At 61.5% G+C, this 16,430-nt stretch carries 15 protein-coding genes and 1 tRNA gene; 10 read left to right on the forward strand and 6 right to left on the reverse strand.

Features of this window, described 5'->3' with window-relative positions; genetic code table 11:
- The first annotated feature begins 11 nt into the window (after nt 1–11).
- From DWU98_RS14325 to metX, 3 genes are all read left to right on the forward strand, one after another.
- The gene (locus tag DWU98_RS14325) at nt 12–449 is read left to right on the forward strand and encodes a cytochrome c-type biogenesis protein (RefSeq protein ID WP_230474856.1); all 438 of its coding nucleotides are present in this window, start codon (nt 12–14) and stop codon (nt 447–449) included.
- Nucleotides 446–1,507: a tetratricopeptide repeat protein gene (locus tag DWU98_RS14330; protein ID WP_115496229.1), complete on the forward strand. Its 1,062-nt coding sequence runs from the start codon at nt 446–448 to the stop codon at nt 1,505–1,507. Before DWU98_RS14325 ends, DWU98_RS14330 begins: the two co-directional genes overlap by 4 nt.
- Before the next feature lie 237 nt (nt 1,508–1,744).
- Complete coding sequence (gene metX, locus DWU98_RS14335; RefSeq protein ID WP_115496260.1) at nt 1,745–2,845, forward strand: homoserine O-acetyltransferase MetX; 1,101 nt, start codon at nt 1,745–1,747, stop codon at nt 2,843–2,845.
- A 10-nt stretch (nt 2,846–2,855) separates the two neighbouring features.
- Here the strand turns inward: metX and DWU98_RS14340 are convergent, their stop codons facing one another.
- Nucleotides 2,856–3,173: a hypothetical protein gene (locus DWU98_RS14340; RefSeq protein WP_115496230.1), complete on the reverse strand. Its 318-nt coding sequence runs from the start codon at nt 3,171–3,173 to the stop codon at nt 2,856–2,858.
- A gap of 125 nt (nt 3,174–3,298) precedes the next feature.
- Between DWU98_RS14340 and DWU98_RS14345 the strand changes: the two genes are divergently transcribed.
- Together DWU98_RS14345 and DWU98_RS14350 are read left to right on the forward strand one after the other, a co-directional pair.
- Nucleotides 3,299–3,886 carry a cysteine dioxygenase family protein gene (locus DWU98_RS14345; RefSeq protein ID WP_115496231.1) on the forward strand — a complete coding sequence of 196 codons (588 nt, stop codon included), beginning with the start codon at nt 3,299–3,301 and terminating at the stop codon, nt 3,884–3,886.
- 28 nt (nt 3,887–3,914) lie between these two features.
- Nucleotides 3,915–4,000: transfer RNA gene (locus DWU98_RS14350), tRNA-Leu, on the forward strand.
- Between the two features lie 106 nt (nt 4,001–4,106).
- Here the strand turns inward: DWU98_RS14350 and DWU98_RS14355 are convergent.
- Nucleotides 4,107–4,619, reverse strand: a complete 513-nt coding sequence (locus DWU98_RS14355; RefSeq protein ID WP_230474857.1) for a nuclear transport factor 2 family protein — start codon at nt 4,617–4,619, stop codon at nt 4,107–4,109.
- Nucleotides 4,620–4,857: 238 nt separating this feature from the next.
- Here DWU98_RS14355 and DWU98_RS14360 point away from each other — a divergent pair, with 238 nt between their 5' ends.
- The 4 genes from DWU98_RS14360 (at nt 4,858) to DWU98_RS14375 (ending at nt 9,375) form a co-directional block, all read left to right on the forward strand.
- Entirely contained in the window at nt 4,858–5,943 is a 1,086-nt protein-coding gene (locus DWU98_RS14360) for a sensor histidine kinase (protein ID WP_115496232.1), read from the forward strand.
- On the forward strand, nt 5,940–6,695 hold the full coding sequence (locus DWU98_RS14365) for a LytR/AlgR family response regulator transcription factor (RefSeq protein WP_115496233.1): 756 nt from the start codon (nt 5,940–5,942) through the stop codon (nt 6,693–6,695). Before DWU98_RS14360 ends, DWU98_RS14365 begins: the two co-directional genes overlap by 4 nt.
- A gap of 122 nt (nt 6,696–6,817) precedes the next feature.
- Entirely contained in the window at nt 6,818–8,140 is a 1,323-nt protein-coding gene (locus tag DWU98_RS14370) for an ABC transporter permease (protein WP_115496234.1), read from the forward strand.
- Nucleotides 8,141–8,151: 11 nt separating this feature from the next.
- Nucleotides 8,152–9,375: an ABC transporter permease gene (locus tag DWU98_RS14375; protein ID WP_115496235.1), complete on the forward strand. Its 1,224-nt coding sequence runs from the start codon at nt 8,152–8,154 to the stop codon at nt 9,373–9,375.
- Between the two features lie 23 nt (nt 9,376–9,398).
- On the opposite strand, the gene lspA is transcribed toward DWU98_RS14375, so the two are convergent.
- The 4 genes from lspA to murJ all read right to left on the reverse strand — a co-directional run bounded on the left by lspA (nt 9,399) and on the right by murJ (nt 15,627).
- Nucleotides 9,399–9,890, reverse strand: a complete 492-nt coding sequence (lspA, locus tag DWU98_RS14380) for a signal peptidase II (protein WP_115496236.1) — start codon at nt 9,888–9,890, stop codon at nt 9,399–9,401.
- A gap of 83 nt (nt 9,891–9,973) precedes the next feature.
- The gene (ileS, locus tag DWU98_RS14385) at nt 9,974–12,832 is read right to left on the reverse strand and encodes an isoleucine--tRNA ligase (protein WP_115496237.1); all 2,859 of its coding nucleotides are present in this window, start codon (nt 12,830–12,832) and stop codon (nt 9,974–9,976) included.
- Nucleotides 12,833–13,001: 169 nt separating this feature from the next.
- A complete protein-coding gene (locus tag DWU98_RS14390; RefSeq protein WP_115496238.1) occupies nt 13,002–13,970 on the reverse strand; it encodes a bifunctional riboflavin kinase/FAD synthetase in 969 nt (322 codons plus the stop codon).
- Between the two features lie 49 nt (nt 13,971–14,019).
- The gene (gene murJ, locus DWU98_RS14395; RefSeq protein WP_115496239.1) at nt 14,020–15,627 is read right to left on the reverse strand and encodes a murein biosynthesis integral membrane protein MurJ; all 1,608 of its coding nucleotides are present in this window, start codon (nt 15,625–15,627) and stop codon (nt 14,020–14,022) included.
- A 399-nt stretch (nt 15,628–16,026) separates the two neighbouring features.
- Here murJ and rpsT point away from each other — a divergent pair, with 399 nt between their 5' ends.
- Nucleotides 16,027–16,290: a 30S ribosomal protein S20 gene (rpsT, locus tag DWU98_RS14400; RefSeq protein WP_115496240.1), complete on the forward strand. Its 264-nt coding sequence runs from the start codon at nt 16,027–16,029 to the stop codon at nt 16,288–16,290.
- Nucleotides 16,291–16,430: the final 140 nt, after the last annotated feature.

Raw genomic sequence — 16,430 nt, forward strand, 5'->3', positions numbered from 1 at the left:
GTAAGACCACGATGTTTGCGAGCATCATGTTGATAGTGATGCTTGCATTGTTGGCAACCGCCGCCATCGCCCAAGCCATCGATCCGCTCCCCTTCCGCGATCACGCCGAAGAACTGCGTTTTCAACACCTCACCAGCGAACTGCGTTGCCTGGTCTGCCAGGACGAAGATCTTGCCGACTCCAACGCCGACTTCGCGCGCGATCTGCGCCACAAAGTGTTCGAACTGATGCAGCAGGGTGAAAGCGATGACCAGATCAAGCAATACCTGGTGGATCGCTATTCCGATTTCGTGCTCTACGATCCGCCGGTCAACAGCCGTACCTGGCTGCTCTGGTTCGGACCGCTGCTTATGCTTCTCGCCGGTGGCATGGTCGTGGTGTACACCATCCGCAAACGCACCCGCGCCGGCACGCCCGCCGCGCCGACCGAAAATGGGGACGATTGGTGAAGTCGCTTTTCTATATTGCCGCCACAGTGATGATCGCTGTGGCGCTGGCTCTGCTGTTGCTTCCATTGCTGCGGCATGGGCGGCAATCCGGCCGCCCACGCGGCCTGTTCATCCTCATGCTGTGCATTGCTCTGGTCCTCCCGGTGGGCGCCGTGCTGCTTTATCGGGACGTTGGCACGCCCGCCACGCTCAATGGTGTGCCGACGCAGGCGCAAACCATCACCGACGTGAACAAGGCGTTGGATGAACTGCGTACTCACCTCGCCAGCCAGCCTACCGACGCGCAAGGTTGGGCGCTGTTGGCCCAGGCGGAATTGGAGATGCAGCAGTTCGACGAAGCCCGCAACGCGTTCGACCATGTGCTTAAGCTCCGGCCCAATGACACCACCGCGATGGTGGGTTGGGCTCAGGCCGATTCCGCTGGGCGCCCGGATCACCGCATTGACGGTCGTGCGCGCGACCTGCTGCAACAGTCCGTAAAGCTGCAGCCCGATAACCAGCGCGGCTTGTGGCTGTTGGGCATCAGCGATTTCCAGCTAGGCCGCTATGCCGATGCGGCATCGACGTGGCGCATCCTGGAACCGCTGCTGCAGCCGGGCTCCAACGTGGCACAGGCGGTGACGCAACAAATCACCTTGGCCGATGCGCGGGCCGGTGGCGCGGCACCCTCGGCATCCAGCGCCGACGCGGCGGCAAGCATGGATAACCAGGGCCCCGCTCTGCACGTGAGTGTGGCGCTGGCGCCCACACTGAAGGCCAAACTTGCCGCCGGGGATACGCTGTTCGTCTACGCCCGTGCCGAAAACGGGCCGCCCATGCCCGTTGCCGTGGCACGCCTCACCGCAGCACAACTTCCGGCCACGGTGACGCTGACGGACGCCATGAGCATGGTTCCATCGATGAAGCTCTCCTCCGTTGCCCGTGTCGTCATCGGGGCGCGCATCAGCCATAGCGGTAACGCCATCGCCCAGGCCGGCGACCTGGAAGGCGACGGTGGCACGGTCGACGTCAACAGCAAGACGCCCGTGAACATCGTCATCGACAAAGTGCATGACTGAGGTCGGCGCAAAATGGTTTGATGTATATGAACTTTCGGATGCCTGATTTTCCTAGCCGTCATTCCGGCGCAGGCCGAGGCGCTTTATAACAGCGAAGCTGGTCAATCCAGTTTTAATACACGGCGCGAAGCACTCGAAACCGATGGGTGGCCTTCGAACGCATCATTGAACGGGATCGGACAAGGTGGGGTATCTATGTTCAAACGGACCGGGTATCTCACCCCACAAGGACAGGCCATGAGCGACGCACGCAAGTACTTCAACCTGCCCTCCCCGTTCGCGATGAAGCGCGGCGGCGCGCTGAATGGCGCTCACGTCGCGTATGAAACCTGGGGCAAGCTCAATGCAGCTCGTGACAACGCCGTACTGATCCTTACTGGCCTGTCACCCAGCGCACACGCCGCCGCGAATGCGGATGATCCTTCGCCGGGCTGGTGGGAAGGCATGCTCGGCCCCGGCAAGGCGATCGACACCGAGCGCTGGTTCGTGGTCTGCATGAACTCGCTGGGCAGCGACAAAGGCTCCACCTGCCCGGCATCCGTCAACCCGGCTACCGGCGAGCCGTATCGGCTTACCTTTCCTGATCTTTCGCTGGAAGACGTGGCCAATGCCGCAAAGACCCTGGTTGCGAGCCTTGGTATCGACCAGCTCGCCTGTCTGATCGGCTGTTCGATGGGCGGCATGAGCGCGCTGGCTTACATGGTGCTGCATCCGCGCAGCGTGCGCGCGCATATCAGCGTGGATACCGCGCCCCAGGCACAACCGTTTGCGATTGCGATCCGTTCATTGCAACGCGAAGCGATTCGACTCGATCCGCACTGGAATGGTGGTCAGTACGATGACCACCACTATCCCGACACGGGCATGAGCATCGCGCGCAAGCTTGGCGTGATCACTTACCGTTCTGCCATGGAATGGAACGGCCGTTTCGCGCGCATCCGGCTCGACGCCGATCAGCGTGAGGAGCAGCCGTTCGGCTTCGAATTCCAGGTGGAGTCGTATCTTGAAGGTCATGCGCAGCGTTTCGTGCGCACGTTCGATCCCAATAGCTACCTGTATCTTTCCCGCGCCAGCGACTGGTTCGACATCGCCGAATACGGCAACGGCAGCGTGATGGGAGGCTTAAAGCGCATCCATCTGGCTCAAGCGCTGGTGATCGGCGTAAGCACCGACATCCTGTTTCCGCTGGAACAGCAAGAACAGATCGCCGATGGACTCAAAGCGGCGGGTGCGAACGTCCAGTTCGTGGCACTGGATTCGCCGCAGGGCCACGATGCCTTCCTGGTGGACATCGAAAACTACAGTCGCGCCATCGGCGGGTTTCTGGCCACCTTGTAAAGCGGCGCGCCTATAAACTCATCGGCTCGAACGACGCGAACATGCCCTCGGCTTCCCGCAACTCGCGCAGCGGTACATAGTCGCATGCGTTGGCAAAGCGCTCCCACAGCTCCGCCACGCGCGAGCTGTTGTGGGCGGCCTCGATGGCACCGTCCTTCCATTCGAAAACTTCTACGATCGTGCCGTCTTTCGCACGCATCGCCTGCGCGGGCCGCTCGGTCACCAGGCCCAGCGCACGCAGGCACGGCGCGTGCTCGCGGACCAGCGCCTCCAGCTCGGCTTCCTGCCCGGGTTTCGGGCGGTACGCTACAATCACCATCGAACCCATGGACGTCCCCCTTCGGGCCGGATCCGGCGCCGCTCGGGAAAGGCTAGCAGAGAAGCTTCATCCAGGCTTCAGTCAACTTGCCGCAATAGGATCGTTTGCATCACCCGGATCGATCGAGACCATTCATGCTCACCACGGAATTCCCAGGCTGCGAAACGTTGATCCACGCAATCGACGCGGCCGTCTCCAAGGGCTCCACGCCCGCCATTACCGACAGCCTGCGCAACAGCCTGTGCAAGCTGATACAGAGCAAGGAAATCGTCTTGCCCGCCTGCGTGTTCGAGACCGCACAGGACCGCTACGCCCGCCGCGAGCTGTACCACAGCGACGAGCTCGGCTACTGCGTGGTCGCCATGACCTGGGGGCCCGGCCAGGGCACGCCCATTCACGATCACTGCGGCATGTGGTGCGTGGAAGGTGTCTGGAGCGGCGCGCTGGAGGTGGTGCAGTACGAGCGCCTGCCGGGCGAAGGAGGGGAAGAGCTTTATCGCTTCCAGCCAGTCGGCTCGATCCAGGCCGGCCCGGGCTCCGCTGGCAGCCTGATCCCGCCGCACGAGTACCACACCATCCGCAACCCCAGCGACGACACCGTCGCCGTGAGCCTGCACATCTACTCCGGCAACATGACCCATTGCGCGGTCTTCGAGCCCAAGGGCGGCGATCGCTGCTACAAGCGCCAGGACCGCCAGTTGAGTCTCGACCCGGTGAACTGAAACCGGCATAATAGGCGTTCGCACACGTGCCGGTGTGGCGGAATGGTAGACGCGGCGGACTCAAAATCCGCTTCTGGCGACAGAGTGTAGGTTCAAGTCCTATCACCGGTACCAAAAAATTTTACGCATCAGCCCGCCTTAGCGCGGGCTTTTTCGTGTGTCCGGAAAGAGGGGTGCGGCCAACACCAAGGCAGCAACGACGCGTGGATTCGGCCCGAAGCTAGCCGCGCACAGCCGTATGCTGCGAATACAGCGCGTGCCACTGGCCATCGACGTACACGAAGATGTCCGATGATCTCACCCCCTTCTGTGGGCCTAGTGACGTGTCATAGAACGACACAATGGCGGTGTTCCCCTGCATGACCACCGCGCTGCCGAAGGCATGGTCACGCTGATACGCGGCCCATTTGAGCTTGGCCTGATCCAGGCTGGTACCTCGGCGCTTGGCCGCTCCGGCGACGATCGCGTCCTTGGGATGTGCCGCACCGTTGTCGCCCACCGAGCGGTACTCCGGTAGCAGCATGTGATCGAGCCAAACGGTGTCGCCCGTCATTTCGGCAAGCGTCCAATGGTTTTCGACCGCCATCACGCCGGCTTCCGTTTGCTGCGCTTCGTCGGCTGCGGGCATCGCGTCCTGAGCATGGGCAGGTATGGTTTGCACAGAAAAGACCGCACAAGCGAGCAAGGCGACCGCCATAGCGGTGGGCGGGCGCAGCGGGTTGAAGTTCGTCATACACATCCTCCAGAAGACTGTTCGGGTGCATCGAGCATCGCTGCTGTTTGGCGGTTGGGCATGGGCTTTGTGATGAGCGCGTTGGTTGTGGGGTAAACGGTCGGATGGCGAGGGCGAGCGGTCATGGCTGATGCGCAGACGCAGCACGAAGGAATCGCGCTTCCAAAGCGCCTGCATAGTCCGCACACTACTGCCGCGTTGAATGCCGTAAACCAACCGCAGTGGAAGGCGCAGGCGCATGAACGAGTCGACCCGCACGCATCAATTGAAAGTTCTGGGCCTGGCGTTCGGGTTCTGGACGATGCTGGCGTTGTCGTACACGGCCAGCTCCGTGCTCGGCGGCATCAGCGAAGGTCATCCGGTAGCTTGGCCTCGTGCGTTGGCGTGGAACCTGATCGATTTCTATGTGTGGATGGCGCTTACGCCGCTGGTGAGCTGGCTGGGCCGCGTGGGTGCGCACGGATGGCGAAGGTTCTGGCTGCTGCATATTCCCAGCAGCCTGCTCATTGCCGCATCGCAAAGCGCAGTAATGCTGGTGTTGTTTTTTGCGTTGTGCGGGCCCAATCCCAAAGGGAACGTCTTCACGCTGAGCGATCTGCTGCGCAATGAAGGCGTTTACAAGTTTCATCTGGCGCTGCTTACCTATTGGATGATGCTGGTGGTGCTGCGGGGCTTTGCATCGTGGCGCTCATTGCGGGATGAGCGGTATCGCAACGCGCAACTGGAAACGCAATTGGCACAATCCCAATTGCAGGCGTTGCGCATGCAGCTGCAACCTCACTTTCTGTTCAATACGCTCAATGCGATTTCTGCGCTGACGGTAGCCGACCCGCAACAGGCGAAGCTGATGATCGCGCGACTCAGCGACTTTCTACGCCTTACGCTGGAGGAGCGCCATGCACAGCAAGTGCCGCTCTCGCGTGAAATGCAGTTTCTGGAATCGTACCTGGGCATCCAGAAAGTGCGTTTCCAGGATCGCCTGGTCACGCATGTAGACGTTGGCGATACCGGCAAGGCGATGGTGCCGAGCCTTATCCTGCAGCCGCTGGTGGAAAATGCTTTACGCCATGGCCTGCTTAGCAAGAACGATGGTGGCGCGCTGCATATCGTCGCGCAACGTATCGGTGACGAATTGCGTTTACGCGTGGAAGACGACGGACTGGGGCTCCCTTCGGCAGGGACCGTGGAAGGCGTCGGCTTGAGCAACACGCGTGCGCGACTGCAAGCGATGTTCGGCGACAAGGCGAGCATGGATCTTTCGCCGCGTGCCGGCGGTGGCACCTGTGTTCAATTGCGCTTTCCGTTCGTGGAGGTCGGCGCATGAGTAGCTCGCATCTTCGTGCGCTATTGGTGGACGATGAAATACTCGCACGCGTCGCACTGCGCCAGGCACTTGCCAAACATGCGGACGTCGACGTCGTCGGCGAATGCGGCAACGTGCACGAAGCGGCGCAGGCGATCGCGACGTTGCTGCCGGATCTGGTGTTTCTCGATATCCAGATGCCTGGCGGCGACGGTTTCAGTCTGCTTCAGCGTGATGCGCCGGCTGAGTCACCGCCGCTGATCGTCTTCACGACGGCGTTCGCCGAGCACGCGCTGCAGGCGTTCGACGCCAATGCCATCGACTATGTGCTCAAACCGATCGACCAGGCCCGTTTCGATCAGGCCATGGATCGCGTGCGCAGTCATTGGCATGGATTGCAGAACCATCGCAGCGCTTTGACTGCGCATGGCGACGGTCACTGCGTAAAGCGCATCAGTGTGCAGGTGGCCGAACGAACCATCGTGATACCCGTGTCGGATATCGACTGGATTCGCGCCGACGACAACTACGTCCGCATTCACGCCAATGGCAGCACGTACCTGCATCGCGAAACGCTGCGCCACCTTTACGAATCACTGGATCCTGCCCACTTCCTGCGTATTCATCGCAGCATCGTGGTCAACATCAACCGCATCCGCGAAGTGCACGCGTTGTTCCAGGGCCATGCGGAAATCGTGCTTCACGATGGCACGCGACTGGACTTGAGCCGGCGATTCCGCAATGCCGCACGCAGCGCACTGCGGCTGCGCTGACCGCCTGCCTCTGCAGAACGACCGCTTACCCCTGGCCGCCGGCCAGCCCTCCCAAAAGCGATGCGACGCCTACCCCGGTACACCACGCTTGCCGTGGCGGCCTATCAAGGAGCGGCGTACCGATGTTCGGCTATTACCTGCAGCTCGCGATGCACAGCTTCCGGCGCAGCCCGGGGCTCACGGTGCTCATGGTTATCATCATGGGTATCGGCGTTGCCGCATCGATGACGACATACGCGGTATTTCGCGCTGTGTCAGGCGATCCGCTGCCGGAAAAATCCGCGCAACTGTTTGTGCCACAGATCGACAATATCGGACCGCAGAACGGCTCCAGCGGCAACCAGCTGCCGGACGCGCTGACCTATACCGATGCCATGGCCTTGATGCGAGCCAAAGCAGGCGCACGCCAAACGGCCATCTACCCGATCGTCGGCGACGTCGTGCCGGACGAACATTTGCAACTACGCCCGTTCACTGCGAATGGATATGCCGCCTATGCGGATTTCTTTGCGATGTTCAACGTGCCGTTCCGATACGGACATGGCTGGCACAGCGACGATGACGACAGGGCCGGCAATGTCATCGCGATAAGCAATCGCCTGAATCAGCGTCTGTTTGCCGGTATCAACAGTGTCGGCCAGACATTGAATGTGGACGGCCACGACTATCGCGTGGTCGGCGTGATGGACGATTGGAATCCGCAGCCACGCTTTTACGACGTCAACAACGGCTTCAGCTTTGGCGATACACCGGACTACTACCTGCCCTTCACACGCGCGGTAGCCCTGCATATCGGTAGCAACGGCAATAACAATTGCTCGGCCTCGGGAAAACCCCTCACCCCCGGTTGGGATGGATGGCTGCGATCGGAATGCACGTGGGTTTCGCTATGGGTGCAACTGCCGGACGCCACATCGGTGCAGCGCTATCGACAGTTCTTGAGCCATTACGCTTCCGAACAGCAGCGCGCAGGCCGCTTTAAATGGGCCAGCAACGTACGCCTGTTCGACTTGAACGGCTGGCTGGATCACGAAGGTGTGGTGCCCCCGGAGGCCCGTGTTTCCTTGCTGGTTGCCATGGGATTCCTGTTCGTATGCCTGGTCAACACCGTGGGTCTGCTGCTGGCCAAGATCATGCGGCGCGCCGGCGAAATCGGCGTGCGTCGTGCGTTGGGCGCCTCGCGCGGTCATATCTACGGCCAATTCCTGGCCGAGGCGGCGGCAATCGGTGCGGCTGGGGGCCTTCTGGGATTGTTGCTCACCGCAGCGGGTATGCACGGAACGGATCTGCTGTTCGACCCCGACATCGCAAAACTCGCCCATCTCACGGCGGGTTTGATCAGTTCGACGGTATTGGTAGCGATATTCGCAACGATCATCGCCGGGCTCTATCCAGCATGGCGCGCTGCACGTGTCCAACCCTCGTGGCAATTGAAATCTCAATAAAGGCGGCACCCATGCAGATCAGGCCTATCGCATCCGCACTTTTGCACCACAAGGGTGGCACGCTATTGATCGTGCTGCAGATTGCGCTGACGCTGGCGATCGTATGCAACGCGCTCTTCATCATCCATGCGCGCGTGGCGCGACTGTCGCGGCCCAGTGGCGTGGACGAAGCCGACGTATTGGTCGTTCAGAACCAATGGCTTGGTGATCCGGCACCCCAGCAGATTCAAGCACTGATGGCGTCCGATCTTCAAACGCTGCGCCGCCTGTCGGGTGTCGTTGATGTGTACGCCAGCAATGGCTTTCCCTTGAGCGATGGCGGTTGGTCGAAAGGGGTGCGTTACACCATGGAGCAGCGCACCCCTGCTTCGGCCACGGCCATCTATTTCGCCGACGACCATGCACTCGACACGCTCGGTCTGAAACTGCTCGCCGGGCGCAACTTCCGCGCCGATGAAATCGGTCACATGGCAGCACGTGACAGCTTGCTGCCGCGCGTGATCCTCATCACCAAGGCCTTGGCCGATCGCCTCTTTCCGGGCGGCCATGCCGTGGGCAAGCAGATCTGCATCGGCGGCGCACCGCCGAGCACCATCATCGGCGTGGTCGCTCGGATGCAGACATGGATCGGCAACTATTCAGAAGCGTGGATGGAGCACTCCACGCTGGTTCCGTTCCGATTGCTCACAAGTGGAACGGTCTACCTGGTACGGGTGCAGCCTGGCATGTTGGAGCGCGTCGCAAGGGCGGCGCCTCAGGCGCTGTTTACGGCCAATCCCTTGCGCGTCATCGGGCCCGGCGACGTCAAGACGTATGCACAGGTTCGCGCGAGCGCGTACAAAAAGGATCGCGGCATGGCCATCCTGATGGGAGTGATCTGTGCCGTGCTGTTGGCGACGACCGCCGCCGGCATCGTGGGCCTGACCAGCTTCTGGGTCGCCCAGCGCCGCCAACAGATCGGCGTGCGCAGAGCGCTTGGTGCCACGCGAGGGGACATTCTTGAGTACTTCTGCATGGAGAACCTGCTGATCAGCGTGGCCGGCGTGAGCGTCGGCACGCTGCTTGCGCTGGCGGTCAACGCCCTGCTCGTTGACCGCTTTGAAATGCAGAGGCTGTCGCTCGCGTATGTGGTAACCGGTATCGTCGTGCTGCTCTTGCTCGGCCAATTGGCCGTATTCGTGCCGGCATGGCGCGCCTCGCGCCTGTCTCCGCTTAAAGCGGGCCGGACGGTATGAGCGGCATATGCCGCAATAGGCCATTAATGCGCGGAGGCACTGGAGCGCAAGCCGAACAGAATCAGCAGCACGGCACCCACCGTAATGCCGGAGTCGGCGACATTGAAGGTCGGGTAATACCAATTGTGGTAGTAGACCTGGATGAAATCGGTCACCTGCGACGCATGCAAGCGATCGATCAGATTACCCAGCGCGCCACCGATCACCAACGAAATCGGCAGCGCCGTACGCCAATCCCGTCGTGCCGTGCGCGAGAGCCAGATCAACAGCGCCAGCGTGATCACCACCGCAAGCACCACGAAGAACCAGCGCTGCCAACCGCCACTTTGCGCCAGAAAACTGAAGGCGGCTCCCGTATTGAAGTCGAGCGTCCAGTTGAGGAAGCCGGGAATCACCGGATGCGGTACACCCTGCGGCTGCAGCGCGCTAAGCGCCCACCACTTGGTGAGCTGGTCCAGAACGATGACCAATACAGAGATCGACAACCAGGGAAGTGCGTTGGGTTTGGGGTGCATGGGTGTTCTCAAGATCGCATACCAGTGCCGTGGGACGCCCCCCTCCCCTGCTTGCAGGGGAAGGAGCGGGTTTGAGGCAGAGTTTAGAACCAGCGACGATTCTCGCCCGGCCCTTCCACATTGCTGACGCATCGCCCGCAGATGTCCGGATGCGCCGGATTGCTACCCACATCGTCCCGACGGTGCCAGCAGCGGATGCACTTGGTCGCATCGCTCACACTGGCCGATACGTACACGTCGCCACCACCTTCCAACGGCAGCGCCACCGCATCGGCGGGTCGCGGATCGAGCGGCGCAAAGCTCAATGCCGACGTGATGAAGAAGAAGCGCAATTCATCCGCCGTGGATGCATAGCGTTCCGCTGTGGCCGGATCGGTATGCAACACGAGCTTTGCCTCGAGCGCCGCACCGATCTTCTCGGCTTTGCGCATGTCTTCGAGCACGCGCGAGGCGGCATCGCGCATCACCAACAGGTCGGACCAGTAACGACGCTGCTCTGGAGAGCCCTGAGTGTTGATCACGCCGTCATACCAGGTTTCGAACAGCACGCTTTCGCCGCGCTCACCCGGCATGTGCTGCCAGATTTCCTCGGCAGTGAACGACAGCATCGGTGCCAACCAGCGCACCAGCGCTTCCAGGATGCGGTACATCGCACTCTGTGCACTACGACGGCCGATACTGTCGGTCGGCATCGTGTACAGACGATCCTTGGTGATATCCAGGTACAGCGCCCCCATCTCGTTGGTACAGAAGTTCTGCACACGCTGTACGATTTCTGGGAAATCGTAGCGCTCATACGCGGCGACCACGGCCTGCTGCAATTCGTAGGCCTGACCGATCGCCCACTGGTCGAGCAACAAGCTCTGCTCGATCGGCACCAGATGCGTGTGCGGATCGAAGCCATCCAGGTTGCCGAGCAGGAAGCGCGCAGTGTTGCGAATGCGCCGGTACATATCCGCCACGCGCTTCAGGATTTCCTCCGACAAGGACATCTCATAGCGATAGTCGGTCGACGCGACCCACAAGCGCAGGATGTCCGCGCCCATGCGATTCATGATGTCCTGTGGCTCGATGCCGTTGCCCAACGACTTGGACATCTTGCGCCCCTGCGCATCGACGGTGAAGCCGTGCGTGAGCAACTGCTTGTACGGCGGCTGGCCATCGAGCATGGCGGCGGTGAGCAGCGACGAATGGAACCAGCCGCGGTGTTGGTCGGAGCCTTCCAGATACAGATCAGCCGGAAAACGCAGCACATCGGCGTGCGAACCGCGCAGCACATGCCAGTGCGTGGTGCCCGAATCGAACCACACGTCCAGCGTGTCGCGATTTTTTTCGTAGTGCGCGGCATCCGCACCGAGCAGTTCGGTCGGATCGAGGCTTTGCCACGCTTCGATGCCATGCTGCTCGACGCGCCTGGCCACTTCTTCCAGCAACTCCGGCGTGCGTGGATGCAGGTCACCACTTTCGCGATGTACGAAAAACGCCATGGGCACGCCCCACTGACGTTGACGCGAGAGCGTCCAGTCAGGGCGATCGGCGATCATGTTGTGCAGACGCTGCTTGCCCCACGCAGGAAAGAACTGCGTGGCCTCCACGCCGTCCAGCGCCGTTTCGCGCAGCGTCTTGCCGCCGTCTTTGGGCGTGATATCCATGCCTGCGAACCACTGCGAGGTGGCGCGATAGATGATCGGCGTCTTGTGGCGCCAGCAATGCATGTAGCTGTGCGCGTATTTGTTCTGATGCAACAGCGATCCGGCTTGATCCAGCGCTTCGACGATCTTCGGATTGGCCTTCCACAGGAACATGCCGCCGAACAGCGGCAACCACGATGCGTAGACACCGTTGCCCATCACGGGATTGAGGATATCGGCATCCTTCATGCCGTAGGCCTTGCACGACTGGAAGTCTTCCACGCCGTAAGCGGGCGCGGAGTGCACGATGCCGGTACCCGTATCCAGCGTCACGTAATCACCGAAATAAATCGGCGACAGGCGCGCATAACCCGGATCGACCGCATACAACGGATGGCGGAATTTCAGATCACCCAGCTCATGACCTTGCACCGAAGCGACCACATGCCCTTCCAGGCCGTACGTCTTGAGGCATTCTTCGACGCGCTCGGTGGCGAGAATCAGCAAGCCCTTGGGCGTATCGACCAGGCTGTAACTGAATTCCGGATGCAGGTTGAGCGCCTGGTTGGCAGGAATCGTCCAGGGCGTAGTGGTCCAGATTACGATCTGGCCGTTGGGCTTAGGCAGTTTCTCCAGGCCGAAGGCCTTGGCGACGGCATGGGGGTCATCGAACGCGAAGCCGACGTCGATGGCGATGTCGGTTTTGTCTTCGTATTCCACTTCCGCCTCGGCCAGCGCGGAGCCGCAATCGAAGCACCAGTTGACCGGCTTCAAGCCGCGATAGATGTAACCCTTGCGCAGCAGTTCGGCCAGCGCGCGGATTTCGCCCGCCTCATTCGGCGGTGCCATGGTGAGGTAAGGACGATCCCATTCGCCCAACACGCCAAGGCGCTTGAAGTCGCCCTTCTGCTTCTGGATCTGCTCACTGGCGTACGCGCGCGCCTTGCTCATCACCTCGCTGGTGGGCAGGTTTTTGCCGAACTGTTTTTCGATCTGGATTTCGATCGGCATGCCGTGGCAATCCCAGCCCGGCACATAGGGCGCGTGATAGCCGGCCAGCAGCTTGGATTTGACCACCACGTCCTTGAGTATCTTGTTGATCGCGTGGCCCAGATGAATGGCGCCGTTGGCATACGGCGGGCCGTCGTGCAGCACGAAAGTCGGCCGGCCCTTGGTTTTGGCCTGGATCTGGTGATAACGCCCCGCCTTTTCCCATTCGGCCAGCCAGCCCGGTTCGCGCTTGGGCAGGTCGCCGCGCATCGGGAAGGTGGTCTGTGGCAGGTTGATGGTGCTCTTGTAGTCCTGGGTCATCGCTCGGTGCCGTTTTTACGGGGGTTCCGCTTCGATGCCCGGAGGAACCGAAGCCTCGGTGCTTGCCGCGCGCGGCGGCAAGCGCACGCGCTTCGGCAAGTGCGTCAAATAATAATGATCGTCGCGGCCAGCGCCGTCGAAGGGGTGTGCAAACGGGACATGCTGTGACTCATGATGCGGCCAGGTTCGCGTCGATCAATACCGGGTTCATACCAAGGATCTCCCGGGCTGAACGCGCATCATGCCGCATTTGCGTGGTCAATGCGTCGAGGCCGTCGAATTTCATCTCATCGCGCAGCTTGGCCACGAATTCCACCGCCATGCGATGTCCGTAGAGGTCGCCTTCGAAATCGAACAGATGCACTTCCAGCAAGGGCTCGGCCACCTGATTGACAGTCGGCCGCGTGCCCAGGCTGGCCACACCCGGCCAGCTGCACTCGCCCTCGCCCAGCCCCACGCGTACGGCGAAGATGCCCTGCACCGGCGTCACGCGATCGCGCAGATGGATGTTGGCGGTGGGAAAACCCAGCGTGCGGCCTAGCTGGTTGCCATATTCGACCTTGCCCTCGATCACGAATGGCCGGCCAAGCAGCGGTGCAACGGCACCGAAATTCCCGGCCGCCAGCAGCGCCCGCACCCGGCTGGCCGACACGCGCTCGCCGTCCAGCGACACGGCCGGCATGGTGTGGGCGGCAAAACCGTGCGCGGTGCCGATGCGTTCCAGCATCGCCACGTCGCCAGCGCGCTTGTGCCCGAAACGGAAATCCGCCCCCACCCATACTTCGCGCACGTCAAGCCGGTCGATCAAGACGCGCTGGATGAATTCCTCGGCCGCCATGGCCGTCAACGCCTGGTCGAAGCGCAACAACAGCGTGTGTTCCATCCCGGCCGCGGCAAAACCCAGCAGCTTTTCGCGCACGCTGGACAGGCGCGGCACGGGCTCCTTGGAGAAGTAGGCGCGCGGTAGCGGCTCGAAGCTCACCACGATGGGCGTGCAGCCCAACGCCTGCGCACGCTGGCGCACTTCGCTGAGCAAGGCTTGATGGCCGCGGTGCAGGCCATCGAAAGCACCGACCGCAGCCACGCTGCCGCCGGGGGCCACGCACGGCCCCACAACGTCCCGGGACAGTTTCATCATGCGGCCAGTATAAGGGATGCTCCCGACGGTTCTGCGTCGGGCATTCGGTTCATGCATGGTGCAATTCGCGCAGCCGGAAACCGGTGGCGAACAACACAGCGACATACGTCGCCCCGCCTGCGCACACCAGCACCGCCAGACGCCAGACGCGACCGATTACCTGCATGTGCGTCCAATCCGGCCAGTACCATCGCCCCAGCAGCAGCACCGCCACCATGGCGGCGCATCCCAGCCCCAGTCGGGTTAGATGCTGCGGCCATCCGGGTTGAGCCTGATAGATATTCGCCTGCCGCAACCAGCGCCAGAGCAACCCTACATTGATGTAACTGGCCACGGCGCTGGCCATGCCGAGCGCTAGATGCAGCCCCGGCACCTTGGACAAGCCTTCGAACAGCGGGGCCGCCTTCAATGCCGGTGGCGCCCACAGCGCGTACAGCGTCAGCAGAAATATCCCGTTGAGCAGCATATTGGAAAGCAACGCCGCCACGCCGGCACGTACCGGTGTACGCGTATCTTTGCGCGCGTAGAACGCCGGCAGCAGCACTTTCACTTGGGCATAGGCCGGCACGCCAAAGCTCAAGGCGGTCACCGAAAACGTGGTCATGCGTGTGTCAAACGGCCGGAATTGGCCGTTCTGAAACAATGTCGCCACCAGCGGCTGGGCCAGCAGCATCAGGCCGAACATGGCCGGCACGGCAATCAGCAGCGTGGTGCGCAGGCCCCAATCGAGTGCCTTAGAAAAACCTTCATGATCGGTGGCAATGTGATGCCTGGACAACGAGGGCAAGATCACCGTGCCCAAGGCCACGCCGAATACGCCCAGCGGCAATTCCAGAAAACGGTCGGCTTGCGACAACCACGTCTGCGAGCCGGATATCAGCAGCGATGCGATCACCGTATCGAACAGCAGATTGATCTGCGACACTGAAGAACCGAACAGCGTCGGCACCATCTGGCGCATGATCCTTTGCACCTGCGGATGTCGCCAACCCCAGCGCGGCCAGACGAGCAAATCGAGCCGGCGCAGCGCGGGGAGCTGAAACAGCACCTGCAGAATGCCCGCCGCAAACACCGCCCAACCCAGCGCCAGGATCGGCGTCTGCAAACGACGCGACAGCCACCATGCGCCGGCGATCATGCACAGGTTGAGGATCACCGGCGTCAACGCCGGCAAGCCGAACCGGTGAAAGCTGTTGAGCGCACCGCCCGACAATGCCGTCAGCGACACGAACAACAGAAAAGGAAACGTCAGGCGCAGCAGTTCTACCGTCAGCGTGAACTTATGCGGTTCGTCCACCGCGCCCGGCGTGAAAACCGTCGCCACCTGCGGCGCGAACACGACGCACAGCGCCGATACCACCAACAGCACGCCGCCCAGCGTTCCTGCCACACAAGCCATCAGTTCCTTCAGCTGCGCGTGGCTGTCCCGCTCCTTCACCTCGGTAAACACTGGCACAAAAGCGGTGGAGAACGCGCCTTCGGCAAACATGCGGCGCATGAAGTTGGGAATGCGAAACGCCACCCAGAACGCGTCGGTGGCCACATTGGCGCCGAACACGTGGCTGATGGAGATATCCCGCAGCAGCCCGAGCACGCGCGAAACCATGGTCATGCTGCTAAAGGAGAGCAGCCCGCGGAGCATGCTGGGGGATTTCATGCGAGGGATGGGTCCTGAGGGCTCTTTTTCTTGGGAGGGCCCGGATTTGGGGCTCATCTGACCACGATGTTACCTGCGCACCTCGTGAATACACGAGAGGTCATCACGGGGTGGCCTTCTTCCCCAACGGTCTCGGAAAATACGCCCCAGTCGCCCTTCCGCGTACTTGAAAAGGACCATGGATGGCCCTGCGCTGAGGAGCGAGTAAAGGCGGGATCCAGCGTATTTGTTGGCCAATCAACTCACTAGGCCCCGGTTTTCGCGGGGAAGACGAGGCGAGGTACGTTTCTTCATACCTTGGAAAAGGGCTGCGCGGCCCTTAACCACTTGACCCAACGGCAAAATGACGCCACAATTGCCCCCTTTTTCCAACCCCAGTATTCATTCCGGAGTTCTACCTTGGCTAACATCAAGTCCGCGAAGAAGCGCGCGCGCCAGTCCGAGCAGCGCCGCCTGCGCAACGTCAGCGCCCGTTCCATGGTCCGTACCACCCTGCGTAAGGTCGTCAAGGCGATCGAGGCGAAGGACAAGGCTGCCGCCGTGGAAGCCTTCGCGGCTGCCCAGCCGGTGATGGATCGCTACGCCGCCCGCGGCCTGATCCACAAGAACAAGGCCGCTCGCCATAAGAGCCGCCTCAACGCCAAGATTCGCGAGCTGGCCTAAGGGCTGGTACGCATAAGGGTTGGTGCGAAAAAGCCGGCGCTTGCGCCGGCTTTTTTATGTCTGAATGTCCTCTTCCCGAGAGGAAGAGGAGGCCGGCGCAAATGCCGGCTTTTTTATGTCTGAATGTCCTCTTCCCGAGA

Origin of the sequence: Dyella monticola (assembly GCF_003363155.1) — a bacterium.
GTDB lineage: Bacteria > Pseudomonadota > Gammaproteobacteria > Xanthomonadales > Rhodanobacteraceae > Dyella_B > Dyella_B monticola.